Origin of the sequence: Actinomadura meyerae, from assembly GCF_900188445.1 — a bacterium.
Classification (GTDB): Bacteria; Actinomycetota; Actinomycetes; order Streptosporangiales; family Streptosporangiaceae; genus Spirillospora; species Spirillospora meyerae.
Genome location: NZ_FZOR01000015.1, coordinates 40,935 through 61,251, shown reverse-complemented (window position 1 = coordinate 61,251; position 20,317 = coordinate 40,935). Strand labels below are relative to the sequence as shown.

The 20,317-nt window shown below is 75.1% G+C and carries 16 protein-coding genes; 10 read left to right on the top strand and 6 right to left on the bottom strand.

Annotated features, from left to right (window positions below; genetic code table 11):
* Window positions 1–66: 66 nt before the first annotated feature.
* Both CHF16_RS17255 and CHF16_RS17250 read right to left on the bottom strand, forming a co-directional pair.
* A complete protein-coding gene (locus tag CHF16_RS17255; RefSeq protein WP_342750099.1) occupies window positions 67–1,362 on the bottom strand; it encodes an RNA polymerase sigma factor in 1,296 nt (431 codons plus the stop codon).
* Between the two features lie 50 nt (window positions 1,363–1,412).
* Complete coding sequence (locus CHF16_RS17250) at window positions 1,413–1,766, bottom strand: YciI family protein (RefSeq protein ID WP_089327159.1); 354 nt, start codon at window positions 1,764–1,766, stop codon at window positions 1,413–1,415.
* A 273-nt stretch (window positions 1,767–2,039) separates the two neighbouring features.
* On the opposite strand from CHF16_RS17250, the gene CHF16_RS17245 reads away from it, so the two are divergent.
* Both CHF16_RS17245 and CHF16_RS17240 read left to right on the top strand, forming a co-directional pair.
* Window positions 2,040–2,885: an SAM-dependent methyltransferase gene (locus CHF16_RS17245; RefSeq protein WP_089327075.1), complete on the top strand. Its 846-nt coding sequence runs from the start codon at window positions 2,040–2,042 to the stop codon at window positions 2,883–2,885.
* Entirely contained in the window at window positions 2,882–3,781 is a 900-nt protein-coding gene (locus tag CHF16_RS17240; RefSeq protein WP_089327074.1) for a helix-turn-helix domain-containing protein, read from the top strand. The genes CHF16_RS17245 and CHF16_RS17240 overlap by 4 nt, the downstream gene beginning before the upstream one ends.
* Here the strand turns inward: CHF16_RS17240 and CHF16_RS39495 are convergent.
* On the bottom strand, window positions 3,771–4,649 hold the full coding sequence (locus CHF16_RS39495; RefSeq protein ID WP_143228019.1) for a hypothetical protein: 879 nt from the start codon (window positions 4,647–4,649) through the stop codon (window positions 3,771–3,773). The genes CHF16_RS17240 and CHF16_RS39495 overlap by 11 nt on opposite strands.
* Window positions 4,650–4,715: 66 nt before the next feature.
* Here CHF16_RS39495 and CHF16_RS17235 point away from each other — a divergent pair, with 66 nt between their 5' ends.
* Entirely contained in the window at window positions 4,716–8,093 is a 3,378-nt protein-coding gene (locus CHF16_RS17235) for an FtsX-like permease family protein (RefSeq protein ID WP_179271562.1), read from the top strand.
* 10 nt (window positions 8,094–8,103) lie between these two features.
* Here the strand turns inward: CHF16_RS17235 and CHF16_RS17230 are convergent, their stop codons facing one another.
* Window positions 8,104–8,664: a dihydrofolate reductase family protein gene (locus tag CHF16_RS17230; RefSeq protein WP_089327072.1), complete on the bottom strand. Its 561-nt coding sequence runs from the start codon at window positions 8,662–8,664 to the stop codon at window positions 8,104–8,106.
* 282 nt (window positions 8,665–8,946) lie between these two features.
* Here CHF16_RS17230 and CHF16_RS17225 point away from each other — a divergent pair, with 282 nt between their 5' ends.
* Genes CHF16_RS17225 through CHF16_RS17210 form a run of 4 tightly spaced genes read left to right on the top strand, consistent with a single transcriptional unit; the run spans window position 8,947 to window position 16,421 of the window.
* Window positions 8,947–12,255 (top strand): FtsX-like permease family protein, encoded by a 3,309-nt coding sequence (locus CHF16_RS17225; protein ID WP_089327071.1) that lies wholly within the window; start codon window positions 8,947–8,949, stop codon window positions 12,253–12,255.
* On the top strand, window positions 12,252–14,816 hold the full coding sequence (locus CHF16_RS17220; protein ID WP_089327070.1) for an FtsX-like permease family protein: 2,565 nt from the start codon (window positions 12,252–12,254) through the stop codon (window positions 14,814–14,816). The genes CHF16_RS17225 and CHF16_RS17220 overlap by 4 nt, the downstream gene beginning before the upstream one ends.
* Window positions 14,816–15,733: an ABC transporter ATP-binding protein gene (locus CHF16_RS17215; RefSeq protein ID WP_089327069.1), complete on the top strand. Its 918-nt coding sequence runs from the start codon at window positions 14,816–14,818 to the stop codon at window positions 15,731–15,733. Before CHF16_RS17220 ends, CHF16_RS17215 begins: the two co-directional genes overlap by 1 nt.
* Window positions 15,726–16,421, top strand: a complete 696-nt coding sequence (locus tag CHF16_RS17210) for an ABC transporter ATP-binding protein (protein WP_089327068.1) — start codon at window positions 15,726–15,728, stop codon at window positions 16,419–16,421. Before CHF16_RS17215 ends, CHF16_RS17210 begins: the two co-directional genes overlap by 8 nt.
* 55 nt (window positions 16,422–16,476) lie before the next feature.
* Here the strand turns inward: CHF16_RS17210 and CHF16_RS17205 are convergent, their stop codons facing one another.
* On the bottom strand, window positions 16,477–17,220 hold the full coding sequence (locus CHF16_RS17205; protein ID WP_089327158.1) for a GntR family transcriptional regulator: 744 nt from the start codon (window positions 17,218–17,220) through the stop codon (window positions 16,477–16,479).
* A gap of 183 nt (window positions 17,221–17,403) precedes the next feature.
* Here CHF16_RS17205 and CHF16_RS17200 point away from each other — a divergent pair, with 183 nt between their 5' ends.
* From CHF16_RS17200 to CHF16_RS17190, 3 genes are read left to right on the top strand one after another with little or no spacing between them, the layout of a single operon-like run.
* A complete protein-coding gene (locus tag CHF16_RS17200; protein WP_089327067.1) occupies window positions 17,404–18,603 on the top strand; it encodes a Tm-1-like ATP-binding domain-containing protein in 1,200 nt (399 codons plus the stop codon).
* A complete protein-coding gene (locus CHF16_RS17195; protein WP_089327066.1) occupies window positions 18,600–19,421 on the top strand; it encodes a phosphoenolpyruvate hydrolase family protein in 822 nt (273 codons plus the stop codon). The genes CHF16_RS17200 and CHF16_RS17195 overlap by 4 nt, the downstream gene beginning before the upstream one ends.
* The gene (locus CHF16_RS17190) at window positions 19,422–19,829 is read left to right on the top strand and encodes a cupin domain-containing protein (protein ID WP_089327065.1); all 408 of its coding nucleotides are present in this window, start codon (window positions 19,422–19,424) and stop codon (window positions 19,827–19,829) included.
* On the opposite strand, the gene CHF16_RS17185 is transcribed toward CHF16_RS17190, so the two are convergent.
* Complete coding sequence (locus CHF16_RS17185; RefSeq protein WP_089327064.1) at window positions 19,826–20,218, bottom strand: YchJ family protein; 393 nt, start codon at window positions 20,216–20,218, stop codon at window positions 19,826–19,828. The two genes, CHF16_RS17190 and CHF16_RS17185, sit on opposite strands and share 4 nt — an antisense overlap.
* Between the last annotated feature and the right edge of the window lie 99 nt (window positions 20,219–20,317).

Below are 20,317 nucleotides of genomic sequence, written 5' to 3'. Positions count from 1 at the left end.
TGGCGCATGACCGGCCCGGGGAGCGCCGTCACGGCGCGCCGGGCGCGGTGCCGGGCGAGAGGCCGCTCACGGTGCGCCGGGCGAAGGGTCGCCAAGTGCGGCGGCGCGGGCGAGGAGCACCGCGCGCTCGGGCGCGTTGCGGGTCAGTTCGGCGGCGCGCTCGAACTGCTCCCTGGCCTCCTCCCGGCGGCCGAGGCGTTCGAGCAGGTCGCCGCGGACGCCGGGCAGCAGGTGGTAGCCGCGCAGCGACGGCTCGTCCAGCAGCGCGTCGGCGAGTTCGAGGCCCTTCTCCGGGCCGTGCGCGTGGCCGACCGCGACCGCGCGGTTCAGCTCCACGACGGGGGACGGGGCGACGTTGGCGAGGATGTCGTAGAGGGACGCGATCTGCGCCCAGTCGGTGTCCTCGGGGGCGAGGGCCTGCGCGTGGGTGGCGGCGATGGCCCCCTGCAGGACGTACGGGCCGGGCGGCTGCCCGATCGCCTTGGCGCGGAGCAGGGACGCGAAGCCCCGGTGGATGAGGAGCCGGTCCCAGAGGCCGCGGTCCTGCTCCAGGAGCGGGATGGGTTCGCCGGACGCACCGGTGCGCGCGCGTGTCCGTGACGCTTGTATCTCCATCAGGGCGACGAGCCCGTGCACTTCGGGTTCGCCGGGCGCGAGTTCGGCGAGGATGCGGCCCAGGCGCAGCGCCTCCTGGCACAAATCCGTCCGCACCCAGGCGTCGCCCGTGGAGGCGGCGTACCCCTCGTTGAAGATGAGGTAGACGACCTCCAGGACGGACGACAGCCGCGCGGCGCGGTCGGCCCCCTCCGGGACCTCGAACGGCACGCCGGCGTCCGCGAGGGTGCGCTTGGCCCGGACGATCCGCTGCGCCACGGTCGACTCGGCGACCAGGAACGCGTGCGCGATCTCGTCGGTGGTGAGGCCGCCGAGCATCCGCAGCGTCAGCGCCACCCGCGCCTGGACAGGCAGCACGGGGTGGCAGGCCGTGAAGATGAGCCGCAGGACGTCGTCCTCGATGTGCTCCTCGTCGGGGACGTCGAGCTCGGCCGGCGCCTGGCTCTCCAGGTCGCGGCCCATCTCCTCCAGCTTGTGCGCGAAGCGCTGCTGACGGCGGATGCGGTCGATGGCGCGGCGCTTGCCGACCGCCATGAGCCAGGCGCCCGGGTTGTCCGGGACGCCTGACTCCGGCCACTGTTCGAGCGCGGCGACCAGCGCGTCCTGCGCGAGTTCCTCGGCGAGCCCGATGTCGTGCACCATCCGGGCGAGGCCGCCGATGATGCGGGCGGACTCCAGCCGCCACACCGCGTCGATGCTCGCCCGCACGCGGGGCGCGTGCCCTCCGGGCCCGTCCGAAGCCGTCACGCCGCCGATGAGAGCACCCGCACCGGCCGCCGCGCAAGCTCAGCGCGCGGTCACTGCCCCGGGAAGGGGTCGTCCGGGCCGAACACCTGCTTGATGACGCCCTCGCCGCTGCCGACGATCGAGTAGAACCGCTTGGACATCTCGATCGCCTCCTCGCGGCTGCGGACCTCGATCAGCGCGAAGCCGACCACGCCCTCCTTCGACTCGGCGAACGGGCCGTCGGTGACGGTGACCTTGCCGTCGACCGAGGTGATGCGGGTGCCGTGCGGCTCCAGCCCGCCCGTCGCGAGCAGCACGCCCGCCTTGGCCATCTCCGCGATGAACTCGCCCATCTCCTGCTGGAGGCGCTCGTCCGGCGGCGCGGTGTCGGGGCCGGTGTCGGTGGTCATCATCATGAATCGCATGGGGTGCCTCCTGTCGTCGGTGTCCGGGGTCATCCCCGGCCTTCACTGGCGCGTCGAAGAAGGGGAGGGCGGATCGACATCCGCGGCCCGGTTTTTTGGTTTTTTCTTCGGAGCATGGATCGTGCCAGGTCAGCCCGCCGGAGGGCAGCCCCGGACGCCGGAAGTTTCCGCAGATCACGACAAACCGGGGCGTTCAGGGCAGGTGGGCAAGGCGCCCGGCGTCGAGTAACTTCTCTCCGTAGGTAGTTTTCTTTCCTGTCGAGGAGGAGTTCCGTGGGAGATCCGGCACCGGATACCGGTCCGCGACCGGGACCCGGCATCGACGACACGGTGCCGCAGTCCGCGCGCATCTGGAACTACTGGCTGGGCGGCAAGGACAACTACCCCGTCGACCGGGCCGCCGGCGACCAGTTCGTGGCCGCCTACCCGCAGATCGTGGACATCGCCCGGCACTCGCGGGCCTTCCTCTCCCGCGCCGTCCGGTACCTGGCCGGCACCGTCGGGATCCGCCAGTTCCTCGACATCGGCACCGGCCTGCCCACCGTCGACAACACCCACGAGGTCGCGCAGCGCGTCGCGCCCGAGGCCCGCATCGTCTACGTCGACAGCGACCCGCTCGTCCTGTCGCACGCCCGAGCGCTGCTCACCAGCAGGCCGGAGGGCGCGACCAGCTACGTCGACGCCGACCTGCGCGACCCCGCCCGCATCCTCGCCGAGGCCGGCCGCATCCTCGCCGAGGCCGGCCGCACCCTCGACCTCGGCCGCCCCGTCGGGCTGATGCTGCTGAACATCCTCGGGCACGTCGCCGACTACGACGAGGCCCGCGCGGTCGTGCGGCACCTCGTGGGAGCGCTGCCGGCCGGCAGCCACCTGGTGGTCGCGGACGGCACCGACGTCATCACCGGCGAGGCGTTCCGGACCGCGATCGAGATGTGGAACCAGGCCAGCGACGCCCCCTACCACCTGCGCACCCCCGAGCAGATCGCCGGCTTCTTCGCGGACGTGGAGATCCTGGAGCCCGGGGTCGTGCCGGTGTCGCGGTGGCGCAGCGAGCCCGGCCCGTTCGGCGAGCCGGACGAGGTCGACGAGTACTGCGCCGTGGGCGTGAAGAGATCATGACCGCGCGCCCCCGCCCGGACGAGCCGCTGCGCACCGCGCCGGACCTGCGCGACTCCGGGCCGACCGTGCTGCGCATGGTGGTCGGCGCGCAGCTGCGCCGCTTCCGCGAGGCGGCGGGGATCTCCACCGAGGACGCGGGCTACGAGATCCGCGGCTCGCACTCCAAGATCAGCCGGATGGAGCTGGGCCGGGTCGGGTTCAAGGGGCGCGACATCGCCGACCTGCTGACCCTCTACGGCGTGACCGACCCCGGCGTCCGCGACACGCTGCTGGAGCTGGCCGAGCACGCCGGCACCCCCGGCTGGTGGCAGGCGTACGCCGACGTGGTGCCCGGCTGGTACGAGCCCTACCTCGGCCTGGAGCAGGGGGCGCTGGTCGCCCGCGTGTACGAGGTCCAGTACGTCCCGGAGCTGCTGCAGACCCCCGGCTACGCGCGCGCCCTGCTGTCCGCCCGCCACCCGGAGGCCGACCAGGAGGGAATCGAGCGCCGGGTCGAGCTGCGCATGGCGCGCCGCCGCGTGTTCGAGCGCCCCGACCCGCTGAAGCTGTGGGCCGTGCTGGACGAGGCGGTGCTGCGCCGCGTCGTCGGCGGCCCCCTGACGATGCGCGCCCAGATCGAGCACCTCATCGAGATGGCGGAGCTGCCGAACGTCACCGTGCAGGTCCTGCCGTTCGCTTCGGGCGGCCACGCGGCCGAGTGCGGCCCGGTGACGCTGCTGCGGTTCGCCGAACCCGAACTGCCCGACGTCGTCTACCTGGAGCAGCTCACCGGCGCCCTGTACCCCGACCGCGCGGCCGACATCGCGCGCTACCGCGATGTCCTCGACCGCATCGGCGTGCAGGCCGAGCCGCCGTCCAGCACTCCGCAGATCCTGGCCGCCCTCCTCAACGGGTGACGGCGCCGATCCGCCGGCGGACGGCCGGGTCGACGGCGTTCCTCTCCAGCCAGTACGTGACGGTGCCGGCCGGGTCCGGGGGCGGCTCGATGCACAGATCCGGGCCGATGAGGGGCGCCACCTCCTCGTAGGCGTCGCCGTGGTCGGTGAGCGTCCAGCCGAGCCAGGGTCCGGGCAGGGCGTCCGCGCTCATCGGGAGGTCGCTCGCCCACCAGTCGACGCGGCGGTTCGGGACGTCCACGTACAGACCGTTGTTCGGGATGCTCTCCAGGACGGCGCAGGGGATCGCCTCCGGCTGCGGTGCGAGGAGCACGTCCGGCCCCGCGAGCAGGATGTCGGACGCGCGGTGGCCCCACTCGCCCGCGAAGGCGAGACCCGCCTCGGTGCGCACGGCGACCAGGGTCTCGGCGACGGTGGAGAGGTCGTCGTCCTCCATCGGCGCGCCCGCCCACTTGGCCGGCAGGGGCATCGGCGGGTCGTCCAGGTAGAGGACGGTGTCATAGCCCAGCCCCAGGTACTCCATCACCTCGTGCAGGCTCCGGGTGGCCCAGTCGACCTCCCAGCCGGGCCAGAGCACCCGGACGATGCCGAGCCACGCGCGGATCTCGGGGATGGACGGGTCGCGCACGTCGTCCATGATGTGGACGAGCATCCGGCGGCGCGGCAGGTCGAGCAAGAGGACGGCGTTCCACCACACCGAGTTCATCCAGAAGTCGGCGGTGCCGCCCTTCTGCTCCTCGATGAACGTGATCGTGCCGTCGGGGCCGCGCAGGACGTCGTGCCACAGCGTGTAGGCGCCGCGGTGGCGGGACCACACGCGGTACCCGCCGCGGTCGACGACGACGTAATGGGCGTGCCCTCCGCTCACCGGCTCAGGCTAGGTCCGGGTGAGCGGGCCTTGCAATGCGTCCGGCGGGCGCTGATCATGCTCGGCGTGGGGCGACGCGGGCTCGTGCTCAGCCGGATGGCCGGTGACCGGACGCTGGTGCTGGCCGCCTGCGCGACGGCGCTGTTCGCCACGACCGTGCTGGCGGCGCTGACCGGCTACACCGGGTCGGTGACCAGTGAGGGGCTGCGCCGCACGCTGGCGGGCGCGACGTTCGAGTCCGCGGGGACGACGATCGGCGTGCACGTCCCCGCGAACGGCCTTCCCGGCGTGCGGGACCAGGTCCGCGGGGCGCTCGCAAAGATCTACGGGGACGTGCCTTCGGCGGTCTCGATGAGCGCCCGCAGCGACACCTACACGCTCCCCGGCCAGGAGGGCCGCGACCACCCCGACCTCACGGCCTTCGAGACCTGGACCGGCATCGAACGGCACGCCCGGCTCGCCGCGGGACGCTGGCCCGCCGCCGCGCCGGGCGGCGTCGAGGCGGTACTGCCGGTGGCGGCGGCCCGCGCCATCGGTGCCGGGACGGGCGACGTCCTCACACTGCGCGGGCGCGTGGACGAGACGTCGGCGGCGACCGTCCGGGTCGTCGGGCTGTTCGAGATCCCCGACCCGGACGGCTACTTCTGGCAGGGCGACCGGCTCATGACCGCCGGCGTCGAACGGTTCGACTACACGACGTACGGGCCGTTCGTGGTGCGTCCCGAGGTGTTCGCGGAGCACTTCACCGGGACCGGCGTGGACGCCCGCTTCACGGTCCTGCCGGACCTGCGCGGCGTGGACGCCGGCGACCTCGGGCGCCTGCACGACCGCGTGGCCGCCGCCCAGGAGGTCCTCGGCCGGACCGGCGGGGGCGGGACGCAGTTCGTCGTCGTCTCGCAGCTCACCGAGCTGATGGAGCAGCTGCGCACCGCCGTGCTGGTGGCGAGGTCCACGATGCTGATCCCGGTGATCCAGCTCGTGCTGCTCGCGGGCTGCGCGTGGCTGCTGGTCGCCCGGCTGCTCGCCGACCACCGGCGCGCCGAGGTGGCGCTGCTGCGCACCCGGGGGATGGGGATGTGGCAGCTCACCGGGCTCTGCCTCGCCGAGGGCCTGCTGATCGCGCTGCCCGCCGCGCTGCTCGGCCCGCTGCTCGCCGGTCCGGTACTGCGGCTCGCCGGGCGCGCACCGGCCGTGCGGGCGTCCGGGCTGCGGCTGGACGCCGGGCCGCTCCCGCCGCTGTGGGCCCTTTCGGCCGTGCTGGCGCTGGCCTGTGCGGCCGCCCTGACGATCCCGGCGCTGCGCGGCGCGAACCGCACGTTCGTGCAGGTCCAGACGGGTCTCGGCCGCCAGTCGCGGGACGCCGGGCGCGGCGTGTGGGCCGGCGTGGCGCTCTTGCTCCTCGCCGGGATGGCGCTCTGGCAGCTCACCCGGTACGGCCCGGCAGGGCAGGCTGGCCAGGCAGGGCAGGCAGGGCAGGTTGGGCAGGCAGGGCAGGTTGGGCAGGGCGCGGAGGGGGTGGCCGGCGTCGACCCGTTCATCGTGTCCGGGCCCGCGCTGGCGCTGCTCGCGGGAGGCGTCCTGCTGCTGCGGCTGCTTCCGGCCGCGTCTCGGATCGCCGAGCGGGGCGCCGCCCGGGGACGCGGGCTCGTGTCCGTGCTCGGGACCCGGCAGGTCGGGCGGCGCCGGCTCCGGTTCGCGGGGCCGGTCCTGCTGCTCGCCATGGCGACGGCCGTCGGGGTGCTGTCGGTGACGACGATGGCGACGTGGCGCCGGTCCCAGGCCGGCCAGGCCGACTTCCAGGCCGGCGCCGACCTGCGGCTGGTCGGCCCGGACGCCGTCGAAGGCCCCGGGCCGCTCGGGCGCGGCGGGCGGTTCGCCGCGCTGCCCGGGGTCGCCGCGACCACCGGGGTGCTGCGCCTGGACTCCACCGTGGGCGACGGTTCGGTGACCGTCCTCGGCGTGGACGCGGGGGCGCTCGGTCCGGTCCTGCGGGTGCGTCCCGAGCTGAGGCGCGAACTGCGGCTCGGTGAACTGGCGGCGGCGCGTCCGCCCGTCCCGGCGCTGGCCGTCCCGGGGCGTCCCCGGACACTGCGCTTCACGGTCCGGCTGCGCCGTACCGGGCCGGTCCCGGAGGCGCTCGCGCGGGAGGCGTCGCCGGTGTCCGCGCCGTTCCGCATCGCGGTGACGCTGGTGGACGCCCGCGGGCTGGCCCAGCGCATGACACTGCCCGCGCTGCCCGCCGACGGCGCCGACCACACGCTCGTCCTCGACCTCGCCGACCTCGCCGGACCGGACGGTGTGCTCGCCCATCCGCTGTCGATCCGCGGCATCGGCTACGACTACGACGGCAACCCCATCGCCGGTCCGCTCGGCCTTGACCTGCTGCGCGTGCGCGGCGAGGACGGCGCCACCGCGCCGCCCTCGGGCGCCCGCTGGGACGCGTTCGGCGGCTCGTCCGACGGCCGGACGAGGGTCGCGCCCGCCGCCCTGGCCGTGTCGGGCGGCCCGTTGCGGCTGAGCATTCCGGCGACCCCCTTCCAGCGGACGTACGAGGGGAAGGCGACGGCCGTGCCCAGGGTGTCCGTCCACATGATGGCCACCGGGGAGCGGCAGCCGAGCCACGTGATGGAGAACGCCGACCTGCGTCCCGCCGTCCCCGGTGTCGTCACGAGCGCGCTGGCCGAGCGTGCGCGCGCCGGTGCCGGAGACACGGTCACCGTGTCCACGGCGGGCGGCGACCAGCCGATCAAGGTGGTGGGCGTCGCTCCGGCGCTTCCGAGCGTGCCCGCGGGCGCGGCGGGCGCGCTGGTGGATCTGCCCACGCTGACCGAGCGGTGGGTCGCCGTGACCGGAGCGGATCCGGCGGCCCTCGCACCGGGCGAATGGTGGACGGCGGTGCCCGACGGCCGGACCGGCCCCGTCCTGGCGGTCCTCGCCGCCCATCCGGGCTGGGGGAAGGCCGAGGCCGACCGCGCCGCGCTGCGTGACCGGCTCCGCGACGCGCCGCTCGGCGCCGGGCTGCAGGGCGCGCTCGTCCTCGGCTCCGGCACCGGGCTGGTGTTCGCCGCCCTCGCGTTCGCGGTGAACGCGGCGGTGACGGCCGGGGAGCGGTCGCGCGAGTTCGGGGTGCTGCGGATCCTCGGCGTCCACCCGCGGCAGGTCGCCGGGATGCTCGCGGTCGAGCAGGCGTACCTGGTCGTGCTCGGCCTGGCCGGCGGCACGGTGATCGGGCTGGTGGTGGCGCGGCTCGCCGTCCCGCACATCGTGCTGGGCGTGCGCGCCGCCCGGCCGTACCCGCCCGTCGAGGCGGCCTTCCCGTGGCCCGTCCTGCTCGCCATGACCGCCGGCGCGGCGGCGGTGCTCGGCCTCGTCCTGCGGCTGATGATCGCCGCGTTGCGCCGCCGCTCGCTCGCCGCCGACCTGCGCATGGGGGAGGACCGGTGACGCCCCCCGGCTACGCGCGGGCCGGGGCGTAGGTCGCGATGACGACGCCGCTCTCGAACGTCCTTACCTCCGTCGGCTCGAACGCCGCCGAGAAGCCGGAGCGGGCGATCGTGTCCTCCGGGGCGGTGGGGCCGACGAGGACGGGGTGGATCCACAGGCGCAGCTCGTCCAGCAGGCCATGCGCGATGAGCGTCCGGGTCACCGGGCCGAACCCGTACTGGAGGATGTCCTGCCCGTCGCGCTCCTTGAGCCGCCTGATCTCCGCGACGGCCTCCGCCCGGGGGATCGCCGTCGTGTCGCCCCAGCCCGGCTTGTTCAGCGAGTCGGACACGACGTAGTGGGGGAGGGTGTTCATCCGGACGCCGAAGTCGCCCGCCGCCTCCTCCATCGCCGGCCACGACTGCGAGAAGCCGTCGAACGTCCGGCGCCCCATGAGCAGGGCGCCGCAGGAGAACAGCAGCTCCCGCGCGTACGCGGCGGCCTCGTCCTGGAAGTAGGCCGCCGTCCAGTTCTGCGGCTTCTCGATGACGCCGTCGAGCGACACGTACGTCGAGTTGATGATCTTGCGCATGCGCGTCCTCCGCGGATCCGTCCGGTGCCGGGCTCTCCCTCCCGCCGCTCCTGTCTCTCACGGCCCGGCCGCCGCGACACGCCCTTCACCGGAACCTTTACGCGGGCGCACCGGTACGCGGGTGCACCGGTACGCGGGCGCACCGGTAGTAAGCTGATCGATTTGCCCTGTATTGCGGGAACGTTGCGGAAAATCACGGAAAGGTTGCGGCCCCTTGTGGCGTCCGCCACAGGCAATTGATCATGAGCGGCTGTGGGGAGACGGGGGCTCGTACTCAGGCGGATGGCCGGTGACCGCATGCTGGTGCTGGCCGCGTGCGCGACGGCACTGTTCGCCACCACCGTGCTCGCCGCGCTGGTCGGCTACACCGGGTCGGTGACCCGCGAGGGGCTGCGGCGCACGCTCGCCGACGCGACCTTCGCCTCGGTGGGCGCGACGCTCGGCACGCACGTCCCCGCGAACGGCCTCCCCAAAGTGCGGGAGCAGGTCTCCCAGGGGCTCGACCAGATCTACCGGGACGTGCCGCTCACCGTCTCGATGAGCGTGCGCAGCGACTCCTACACGCTGCCCGGGCAGGAGAAGAGCAAGCACCCCGAGCTGACCGCGTTCGGGACCTACACCGGCATCGAGAAGCACGCGCGGCTCACCGCCGGCCGCTGGGCCGCCGCCGCGCCCGCCGCGTCCGGGGAGGTCGAGGCGGTGCTGCCCGGCGCCGCCGCCCGCGCCATCGGCGCCCGCGTGGACGACGTCCTCACCCTGCACGGCCGCGTCGACAAGAAGTCCGTGGTGAAGGTCCGGCTGGTCGGGCTGTTCGACGTCCCCGACCCGCAGCACTACTTCTGGCAGGGCGACCGGCTCGTCACGACCGGCGTCGAGCGCCTCGACTACACCACCTACGGGCCCTTCGTCGTGCCTCCCGAGGTGTTCGCGGAGCACTTCACCGGCACCGGCGCCGACGCCCGCTTCACCGTCATGCCCGACCTGCGCGGCGTCGGCGCGGGCGACCTCGGCCCGCTCGGCGACCGGGTGACCCGCGCCGCCCGGACGTTCGAGGACGCCGGGGGCGAGCAGTTCACCGTCGTCACCGACCTTCCCGAGCTGACCTCGCAGCTCCGCGGCGCCGTGGCCGTGGCACGGTCCACCATGCTGATCCCGGTGATCCAGCTGGTCCTGCTGGCCGGGTGCGCGTGGCTGCTGGTCGCCCGGCTGCTCGCCGACCACCGGCGCGGCGAGGTCGCGCTGCTGCGCACCCGCGGCATGGGCATGCGGCAGCTCGCCCGGCTCGGCCTCGCCGAGGGACTGCTGATCGTGCTGCCCGGCGCCGTGCTCGGCCCGCTGCTCGCGGGTCCGCTGCTGCGCCTCGCCGGGCACGCCCCTGCGGTGCGGTCCGCGGGCCTGCGGCTGGACGCCGGGCCGCTCGCGCCGCTGTGGGCCGTGTCGGTGCTGACGGCGCTGGCCTGCGCGGTCGTCCTGACGATCCCGACGCTGCGCGGCGCGAACCGCACGTTCGTCGAGGCGCAGGCCGGGATCGGCCGCCAGGGGCGCGGCGGCCTGCGCGGCTCCGGCGTCGACCTCGCGCTGCTGCTCGTCGCCGGCCTCGCCGTCTGGCAGCTCACCCGGTACGGGGCGGACGGCTCCGGCGGCACCGGGGACGGCGCGTCCGGCATCGACCCGTTCATCGTGTCCGGCCCCGCGCTGGCGCTGCTCGCCGGCGGGGTGCTGCTGCTGCGCGTCGTGCCCGTGGCGTCCCGCGCCGCCGAACGCCTCGCGACCCGGGCGCGCGGGCTGGTGCCCGTGCTCGGCACCCGGCAGGTCGGGCGCCGCCAGCTCCGCTACGCGGGCCCGGTCCTGCTGCTGGTGATGGCGATGGCCGTCGGGGTGCTGTCGGTGACGACGATGGCGACCTGGCGCGACTCGCAGACCGACCAGGCCGACTTCCAGAGCGGCGCCGACCTGCGGATGGCCCGCACCGCCCAGGCCGGCGGCCCCGGGACGCTCGGGCTCGGCGGGCGGTTCGCCGCGCTGCCCGGGGTCACCGGGACGGTGCCGGTGCTGCGGACGGACGCCGACCTCGGCAACGACCCGGCGACCGTGCTCGGCGCCGACGCCAGGACGCTCGGGCCGCTGCTGCGCGTCCAGCCCGGCCTGCGCGACGACCTGCGCCTGGACGAGCTGGCGAAGGCCCGGCCGCCCGCGCCCGCGCTGACCGTCCCGGGCCGCCCGGAGCGGCTGCTGTTCGACGTGCGGCTCCGCCGCGCCGGGCCGGTGCCCGAGATGCCGGAGGACTACCGGCCGCCGCCCGGCCCGGACCACCGGATCGCGGTGACCGTCATGGACGGCGCCGGCCTCGCCCGCAGGTTCGACCTGCCCGCCTTCGACGCGGACGGCGACGTGCACACCCTCGCCCTCGACACGGCGGAGCTGGCCGGGCCGGACGGCGTGCCGTCCTTCCCGCTGTCGGTCCGGGGCGTCCACTTCGTCTACGACGACAACGCGCTCAGCGGCGTCCTCGACCTCCAGCTCCTGGACGTGCGCGGCGAGGGCACCGGCAAGGCCGCGGCGCCCGCGGGAAGCCGCTGGGACGTGTTCGCCGAGCAGCCCAACCTGGTCGATCCGCTCGAGCCGCACGCCACCGGCGCGAAGGGCGCCCTCGTGGACGTCGTGATCCCCGAGTCGCCGCTGCTCCGCGAGGACGCGGGCGACTACCTCGGGTCCGAGACGGGCATGGTGGTGCACGGCGTCCTCGGCACGTCCACGCCGCCGGACCACGATCCGCGGAACGCCGACCTCCTCCCCGCGGTGCCGGGCGTCGTCACCGAGGAGGCCGCCGCGCGCGCCAAGGTCGGCGTCGGCGGCACCCTCACCGTCAGCACCGTGGACGGCGCGCAGCCGGTCAAGGTCGCGGGCATCGCCCCCGCGCTGCCGACCGTCCCGCCGGGCGAACCCGGCGTCCTGGTGGACCTGCCGACGCTCACCCAGAGCCGGCTCGCCGCGGGCGGATTCATCAGCGGGAACATCGAACCGGACGAGTGGTGGGCGGCGGTGCGCGGCGGCCGCACCGGTCCGGCCGCGAAGGCGCTCGCCCAGCACCCCGCCTGGGGCGAGATCGCCGCCGACCGGGTGAAGGTCCGCGCCGAGCTCCGCGACGCCCCCCTCGGCGCGGCCCTCCAGGGCGCCCTCGTGCTCGGCTTCGGCGCGTCGCTGGCCTTCGCGGTCATCGCGTTCGCGGTGAACGCCGCGGTGACCGCGGGCGAGCGGACCCGCGAGTTCGCGGTGCTGCGCGCCCTCGGCGTCCCGCCCCGGCAGGTCGGCGGGATGCTCGCCATCGAGCAGGCGTACCTGGTCGCGCTCGGCCTGCTCGGCGGGACGCTGCTCGGGCTCGCCGTGGCGCGGCTCGTCGTCCCGCACATCGTGCTCGGCGTCCAGGCCGCGGAGCCGTACCCGCCCGCCGGGCTCGTCGTCCAGTGGCCGGTGCTGCTGGCCATGCTCGCCGGGGTCGCGGCGGTGCTCGGCCTCGTGCTGCCACTGGTGATCCGCATGCTGCGCCGCCGCGACCCCGGCGCCGGCCTGCGCGTGGGGGAGGACCGATGAGAGGCACCGCCCTGCGGCTGGCGCGGGCGCAGTGGGCGCCGCTCGCCGCGCTGGCCGTGCTGTCGCTGCTGTCGGCGCTGCTCGCGGTCGCCGTCCCCGCCCGCACCGCGGCCGGATACGACCGCGCCGCCGCGGCCGCCGCCGGAGCCGACGCCGACATCCGCATCGAGGGCAAGGCCCAGGGCGGCGAGGCGTGGGCCGCGGTGCCCAGCCAGGCGGCGCTGGAGGGCAACAACGTCACCTGGCAGCAGATGCTGCCCGCCTCGCTGCGCGCGGCCGCGGGCGAGCCGGAGGCGTCGGTCACCGCCGAGCGGATGCCCGTCGAGGGCGAGTTCGACGCCCCGCGCCTGCTGTACCTGAGCTGGGACCTCGGCGCGTTCACCCGCCTCCGCCTCGTCGCGGGGACGCGCGCGTTCAACCCGCCGACCGAGAGCAGCGGCGACATCCGGATCCTGGTCGCCGAGCGGTACGCCGAACAGCTCGGCTACAAGGTCGGGGACCGGATCACCGTGCGCGGCGTCACCGTCCGGATCACCGGCCTGTACGAGCCGGTGAACGCCGCCGACCCGTTCTGGTCGCCCCGCGCCCGCATGCTGCACCCGGTGAAGGAGAGCCTCGGCGGCGACGGCACCGAGGCCGACGCGGGCACCGCGCTGCTGGACGCGGGCGGGTACTCGCGGCTCGCGCGCGAGGGGGCCACGCAGTTCACCTTCAGCTGGCGCTTCCCGATCCGCGTCGGCGCCGTCGGCGCGGACGACGCCGCCGCCATGGCCGCCGACCTCGACGCGCTGCGGTCCGCCGTCCGCGGCCGCGCCGGGTTCTTCTCCTGCGACGTCGTCACCGCGCTCGACGACCGGCTGGGCGAGTTCGCCGGACGCCTGCACACCGCCAAGTCCGTGCTCGGCCTCGCGCTCGGCGGGCTCGCCGCCGTCGCCGCCGGGGCGCTGCTGCTCGCCGCCGGGCTGCTCGGCGACCGGCTCCGGCCGGTGCTCGGCACGATGCGGGCGCGCGGCGCGTCGCTGCGCCAGATCGCCGCGCCCGCCGTCGGGCTCACCGCGCTCGCCACCGTCCCCGCCGCCCTGCTCGGCTACGGCGCGGGCCGCCTGCTGGACGCCGGTCCGCCGCAGCCCGTGTCCGCCTGTGCGGTCGCCGCGCTGGTGCTCGCCGCGCTGCTCGTCTCCGCGGCCATGGTGTGGCGGGAGCGCGGCGGCGGCCTCGGCTCGGTCGCCGACCGCCGCGACGACCTCGTGTCCGCGCGGCCGTCGGCGCGGCGGCTCGTCCTCGACGCGCTGCTGGTCGTGCTCGCCGTGATCGGCGTGGTGCTGCTGCGCCGGCGCGGCGCGTCCGCCGGGACCGACCCGCTCGTGGCCGCCGTCCCGGTGCTGCTCGGCGCGGCGCTCGGTGTGCTCGTCCTGCGCGGCTACCCCTACCTGCTGCGCGCCGCCGGGCCGCTGCTGCGGCGCCGCAGCGGCGCGGTCGCGTTCCTCGGCGTGGCCCGCGCGTCCCGGCAGAGCCTCGTGGGGGCGCTGCCGCTCGCCGTTCTGCTGCTGGCCGCGACCGTCGCCGGCTTCACCGCCACCGTCGACACCGCCCTGCGGGACGGCCAGGCCCGCGCGTCCTGGTCGGACACCGGAGGCGACGCGCGCATCGAGGCCGGGCCGGTGGACGACGCGGCGCTGGCCCGCATCCGCGCCCTGCCCGGCGTGCGGGGCGCGCTCCCGGCCCGGATCATCACCGGGGTGTCCAGCACCTCGGATCCGGCGCCGCTGACGCTGGTCGGCGTGGACCTCGACGCCTACCGCGACCTCGCGCCCGGCGTGCCGGACCTCCCGTCCGGAGACGGCGTCTACCTGTCGCCGCTCGCCGCCCGCACCCTCGGGACCGGCAAGGTGACACTGGCCCGCCCGGGGATGTCCCCGGTCGAGGTGAAGCCCGCCGGGCAGATCGAGCACTTCCCCGGGCAGGGGCCGGGCACCGCGTTCGCCCTCGTCCCGTACAAGCTGATCGCCGGTGAGAAGGGCTTCCCGTCCCAGGTGTTCGTCACCGGCGACGTGGACGCCCGCGCCCTGCGCGCCGCCGCCCCCGGCCGGGACGTACGGCTGCGCCGGGACGTCGAGAAGGCCATGACCGACGCGCCCCTGGTGACGGTCGTCCACGAGACGTTCCGCGACGGGGCGCTCATCGGCGGCGCGTACGGCCTGCTCGCGGTGCTGCTCGTCCTGGTCGTCGGCGCGCGCGCACGCGGCCGCACCGTCGCCCACCTGCGCGCCCTCGGCCTCAGCCGGAGGCAGAGCCGCGGTCTCGCGCTCGTCGAGATCGCGCCCGTGCTCGTCTGCGCGGTCGGCGCCGGCTGGGTGCTCGGCCTGCTGCTGCCCGAGATCACCGGGCCCGTCGTCGACCTGCGCCCCTACACCGGAGGCTTCGCCGTCACCGCCCACACGCCCGGCCTTCCCGCGCTGCTCGGCCTCGCGGGCGCGCTGCTGCTCGCCGCCGCCGCGGCCGTCGCCGTCGACCGGCTCTTCGACACCCGCCCCGGCACCGTCCTGAGAACGGGGGACTGATGACCGACGCACCCGACCTCGCGGAACTGGAACGCCGCGCAGCCGAACGCGGGCCCGTCTACGGCGAGGGCGCCCACATCGTCTGCGACAACCTCGTCCGCATCTACAAGACCGACGGCGTCGAGGTCGTCGCCCTCCAGGGCCTCGACCTGCTCGTGGACCCCGGCGAGCTGATCGCCATCGTCGGCGCGTCCGGCTCCGGCAAGTCGACGCTGCTGAACATCCTGTCCGGGCTGGACGTGCCGACCGCCGGCGTCGCCCGCGTCGCCGGGTCCGACCTGCTCACCATGGCGTCCAAGGAGCGGCTCCGCTTCCGCCGCGAGCAGGTCGGGTTCATCTGGCAGCAGACGTCCCGCAACCTCCTGCCGTACCTGACCGCCGTGCAGAACGTCGAGCTGCCCATGCGGTTCGCCGGGCGGTCCCGGCGCGAGCGCGCCACCCGCGCCGCCGAGCTGCTCGGCATGCTGGACGTCGGCGACTGCGCGAACCGGCGCCCCGCCGAGCTGTCCGGCGGCCAGCAGCAGCGGATCGCGATCGCCGTCGCCGTCGCCAACGAGCCCAAGGTCGTGCTCGCCGACGAGCCCACCGGCGAGCTCGACACCGCCACCGCCGCCGGGGTGTTCGACGCGCTGCGCCGCGTCAACGAGGAGCTCGGCACCACCACCGTCGTCGTCACCCACGACGCGCAGGTGTCCGAGCGCGTCGACCGCACGGTCGGGATCCGCGACGGCCGCACCAGCGTCGAGGTCCGCCGCGGCGGCGGCACCGCCGAGGAGTACGCCCTCCTCGACCGCGCCGGGCGCGTCCAGCTGCCCGCCGCGTTCACCGAGGCCCTCGACCTGCGCGACCGCGTCCGCCTCGCCCTGGAGAGCGACCACGTCGGCGTCTGGCCGGACCGGAAGGAGACCGATGAGTGACGCGATGGTGGCCGTCGAGGACCTGACCCGCGTCTACCGCACCGGGAAGATCGAGGTCCCGGCGCTGCGCGGCGCGTCGTTCAGCGTCGACGCCGGGCAGCTCGTCGCGATCAAGGGCCGGTCCGGCTCCGGCAAGACGACGCTGCTCAACCTGATCGGCGGCCTCGACACCCCGGACGGCGGCACCGTCCACGTGGACGGGAAGAACGTCGGGACGCTCCCCGAGAACGACCTGCTGGCGCTGCGCCGCGACCACATCGGCTACGTCTTCCAGTCCCACGGGCTGATCCCGGTGCTGTCGGCCGCCGAGAACGTCGAGGTGCCGCTGCGGCTCGTCCGGACCGACCCCAAGGAGCGCGACGAGCGCGTCCGCGTCCTGCTCGGCCTGGTCGGGCTCGGCGACCACGCCGCGCAGCGCCCCTACGAGCTGTCCGGCGGTCAGCGGCAGCGGGTCGCGATCGCGCGGGCCCTCGCCAACCGCCCGCGGCTGCTGCTGGCCGACGAGCCGACCGGCCAGCTCGACTCCGAGACGGCCGCCGCCATCATGCCGCTGCTGCGCGCCGTCGTGGCCAGCGAGGGCGTCACCGTCCTGGTGGCCACGCACGACCAGAACCTGCTCTCCGAGGCCGACCGGGTGCTCAGCCTGGAGGACGGCGTCATCACCGAGGCGTCCGTCCCGGCCGGCTGACCCCGCCCGGGGACCCGGCTCACTCGACGGGCACGGGTCACTCGACGGGCACGGGTCACTCGACGGGCACCGTGTAGGAGAGTTCGTAGCGGTCCGCGGGGACGACGATGTCGGCGGTCTCGACGGGCCGGTCCGCGGTGTAGGTGCGCCGGATCACCATCACGATGGACCCCATCGGCGCGTGCAGCCGCTCGGCCTCCTCGGCGAGGACGGTGCGCGCCGTGACGACCTCGGTGGCGTGCGCGACGTCCCGCCCGATGGCCCGCATCCGCGCGACGACCCCCGCCCCGGCGTACGGTCCCTCCTCCGGCTTCATGACCGGCGTGTCCCGGGTCAGGTCGAGCGGCTCCCACGACGTGGACAGCATGACCCGCTGGTCGCCCGCGAGGAAGGTGTAGCGCGTCACCATTACCGGCTCGCCCGTGCGGATGCGGAGACGGTCGGCCACCTCCGGCGACGCCGTGCCGGTCTCCGAGACCGCCAGCCACGTCCCGGCGTGGCCCTGCGCCTCCATGTCCGCGCGGAACGGGCTGCCCGCGCGTCCGTTGGCGCGGTACCAGCCGCTCGTGAGGCGCCGCACCGGCGGGCGCCGCCGCACGTACGTGCCGCTGCCCGAGCGGGACACCACGTAGCCCTCGGACACCAGCAGCCGGACGGCCTCGACCGCCACCCGGTCGGAGACGCCGTGCAGGCCGGCGAGCTTGTAGCGGGAGGGGACCCGGTCGCCCGGGACCAGGCGCCCCTCGACGATCTGTTTGCGCAGTTCATCGGCGATGCGGAGATATGCGGGTCGGGTCACGGTCACTCCGGCGTGCGGGGTAGCTGATCGTTGTGCGCGGGCTCCTGCCCGAATGGTCGCAGCCGGCCCGTTGCCCGGACGTTGCGCGGGTGGGACGGACGTTGCGCGCGTGGGACGGGCGTTGCGCGGGTGGGACGGACTTTGCGCCGGTTGGACTGACGGCCGCGCGGGAAGTGATCGTTCATGGCGACCGTGGTCTTGGTGGGAACGCTCGACACCAAAGGGGAGGAGTACGCCTGGCTGCGCGAGCGGCTGGGCCGGCTGGGCTGCGACGTGGTCCTCGTGGACGCGGGCGTCGGGCCGCCGCAGGCGGAGGCCGACGTCTCCGCGGAGGAGGTCGCGCGGGCCGGGGGGACGTCCCTTCGGGAGCTGCGCGACGCCGGTGACCGCGGAGCGGCCGTCACCGCGATGGGGGAGGGCGCGGCGGCCGTCCTCGCCGGGCTCGACCGGGTCGACGCCGTCCTCGCCGTGGGCGGCAGCGGCGGGTCGTCGATCGCGGCGCGGGCCGTCCGGGACCTGCCGATCGGCGTGCCCAAGCTGATCGTGTCCACGATGGCGGCCGGGGACGTCGCGCCCTATGTCGGGGCCAAGGACGTGGCGATGATGTACAGCGTCGTCGACATCGCGGGCGTGAACCGCGTGTCCAGGCTCGTCCTGGGGAACGCGGCGGCAGCGGTGGCCGGGATGGCGAAGGCGTACGCGGCGCCGTCCCCGGTCATGGACGACCGTCCGCTCGTCGGGGCGTCCATGTTCGGGGTGACCACGCCGGCGGTGGAGGCGGCGCGCGAGCGCCTGGACGAGCTGGGCTACGAGGTGCTCGTCTTCCACGCGACCGGCGCCGGCGGGAAGGCGCTCGAAGGGCTCGCGGAGAGCGGGCTGCTGGCCGGCGTCCTGGACCTGACCACGACGGAGCTGGCGGACGACCTCGTCGGCGGCGTCCTGTCGGCCGGGCCCGACCGGCTCACGGCGGCGGGCCGGACCGGTATACCGCAGGTCGTGGCGCCCGGCGCGCTCGACATGGTCAACTTCGGGCCGCTGGCGACGGTCCCGGAGCGCTTCCGGGACCGCAACCTCTACGTCCACAACCCGACCGTGACGCTGATGCGCACGACGCGGGACGAGATGGCCGAACTCGGGCGGCGGGTCGCGGGCAAGCTCGCCGCGGCGACCGGCCCGACCGTGCTGTTCCTGCCCCTGCGGGGCGTGTCGGCGCTGGACACCGAGGGCATGCCGTTCCACGATCCGGAGGCGGACGAGGCGTGCTTCGCGGCCATGGAGGGCGCCGTGGAGACCGAAAGGCTCGACATGGACATCAACGACCCGGCGTTCGGCCGCGCGATGGCCGACCGGCTGCACCGGCTGATCACGGAGGGGGCGCGATGAACCGCGACACGGTCCTGTTCCGGCTGCGCACCGCCACCGCCGAGGGCAAGCCGATCATCGGCGCCGGGGCGGGCACCGGGCTGTCCGCCAAGTGCGCGGAGGCCGGCGGCGTCGACCTGATCATCATCTACAACTCGGGCCGGTACCGGATGGCCGGGCGCGGGTCGCTGGCCGGGCTGCTGCCCTACGGGGACGCCAACCAGATCGTGGTGGAGATGGCGTCCGAGGTGCTGCCGGTGGTGAGGAACACCCCGGTCCTCGCCGGAGTGTGCGGCACCGACCCGTTCCGGGTGATGCCCGTCTTCCTCGACCAGCTGAAGGCGATGGGGTTCGCGGGCGTCCAGAACTTCCCGACGGTGGGCCTCTACGACGGCGTGTTCCGGCAGAACCTCGAAGAGACCGGCATGGGCTACGCCCTGGAGGTCGAGATGGTGCGGCTCGCGCACGAGCGCGGCCTGGTCACCGCCCCGTACGTCTTCGACGAGGACCAGGCGCGCGCCATGGCGGAGGCCGGCGCGGACGTCCTCGTCCCGCACGTCGGGCTCACCACCAAGGGCAGCATCGGCGCGGGCACCGCGCTGACGCTGGACGAGGCGGTCGAGCGGGTCCAGGCCATGCGGGACGCCGCGTACGCCGCCCGCCCCGACATCGTCGTGCTGTGCCACGGCGGGCCCATCGCCGAACCCGAGGACGCCGCCTACGTCCTGTCGCGCACGGAGGGCGTCGTCGGCTTCTTCGGCGCCTCGTCCGTCGAGCGCCTGCCGACCGAGCGGGCCATCACCGAGCAGGTCGCCGCCTTCAAGAACCTGGAGCTGTGAATGCGAGTCGGTCCCGACGACGTGGCCACGATGTCGTTCGACTGGGGGTCCATCAAGTGGTTCGTCACCCCGTCGAGCGTCGCGGGCGCGGGCAGCACGCTGGGCGAGGTGATCGTCAACCCGGGGAAGGGCCACGCGCGGCACAACCACCCCGGCGCCGAGGAGGTCATCTACGTGATCTCCGGTGAGGCGACGCAGATGGTGGACGACGGGGAGCCCTTCCGGATCGGCGAGGGCGACGCCGTCCACATCCCGAAGGGCGCCTGGCACTCCACGTACAACGCGACGTGGCGGCCGCTGCGCCTCATCGTGACGTACACGCCGGGCGGTGAGGAGAGGGCCCTCGAAGGCGCTCCCGACTTCTGCCTGCACGCGCCCGGCGCCGTCCCGGAATGGGACCGGGCCTAGCCGTCCGGGTCGATGATCTTGCCGCGGACGTAGACCCACGCGCCGTCCTGGCGGACGAACCGGCTGACCTCGTGCATCGCGCCGGGCCGCCCGTCCGCCAGGTAGTGCGCCCGGAACTCCACGACGCCCCTCTCGTCCGCCGGGCCGCCGGCCTCCTCCCGGACGATGTCGAGCCCCGTCCAGCGGGTGCCGCCGTCGAAGCCGACGCGCTCCGGGCGGGTCGCCGGATGCCACGTCCGCAGCAGGTACGCCTCGTCCTCGACGGCGAACGCGCTGAACCGCGACCGCATCAGCTCCCCGGCGGTCTCCGCCGAACCCTCGCCCCGGTGCAACCGGCCGCAGCAGTCCCGGTACCGGGCGCCGACGCCGCACGGACATTTTCTGGCCACAACCGAATTGTGCCTTGCGGCACGGCATGCCCGCGGCGACGATGAGCGCCATGTCCGCCAGCGAATCATCCCGAATCGACACGTCCCGCCCGCATCCGG

Bases quoted from the DNA above. Each gene is read 5' to 3' on its own strand.
- CHF16_RS17215 (WP_089327069.1), top strand. From the start codon at position 14,816: ATGACCGACGCACCCGACCTCGCGGAACTGGAACGCCGCGCAGCCGAA.
- CHF16_RS17225 (WP_089327071.1), top strand. From the start codon at position 8,947: ATGGCCGGTGACCGCATGCTGGTGCTGGCCGCGTGCGCGACGGCACTG.
- CHF16_RS17240 (WP_089327074.1), top strand. From the start codon at position 2,882: ATGACCGCGCGCCCCCGCCCGGACGAGCCGCTGCGCACCGCGCCGGAC.
- CHF16_RS17190 (WP_089327065.1), top strand. From the start codon at position 19,422: ATGCGAGTCGGTCCCGACGACGTGGCCACGATGTCGTTCGACTGGGGG.
- CHF16_RS17250 (WP_089327159.1), bottom strand. From the start codon at position 1,766: ATGCGATTCATGATGATGACCACCGACACCGGCCCCGACACCGCGCCG.
- CHF16_RS17200 (WP_089327067.1), top strand. From the start codon at position 17,404: ATGGCGACCGTGGTCTTGGTGGGAACGCTCGACACCAAAGGGGAGGAG.
- CHF16_RS17210 (WP_089327068.1), top strand. From the start codon at position 15,726: ATGAGTGACGCGATGGTGGCCGTCGAGGACCTGACCCGCGTCTACCGC.
- CHF16_RS17220 (WP_089327070.1), top strand. From the start codon at position 12,252: ATGAGAGGCACCGCCCTGCGGCTGGCGCGGGCGCAGTGGGCGCCGCTC.
- CHF16_RS17195 (WP_089327066.1), top strand. From the start codon at position 18,600: ATGAACCGCGACACGGTCCTGTTCCGGCTGCGCACCGCCACCGCCGAG.
- CHF16_RS17230 (WP_089327072.1), bottom strand. From the start codon at position 8,664: ATGCGCAAGATCATCAACTCGACGTACGTGTCGCTCGACGGCGTCATC.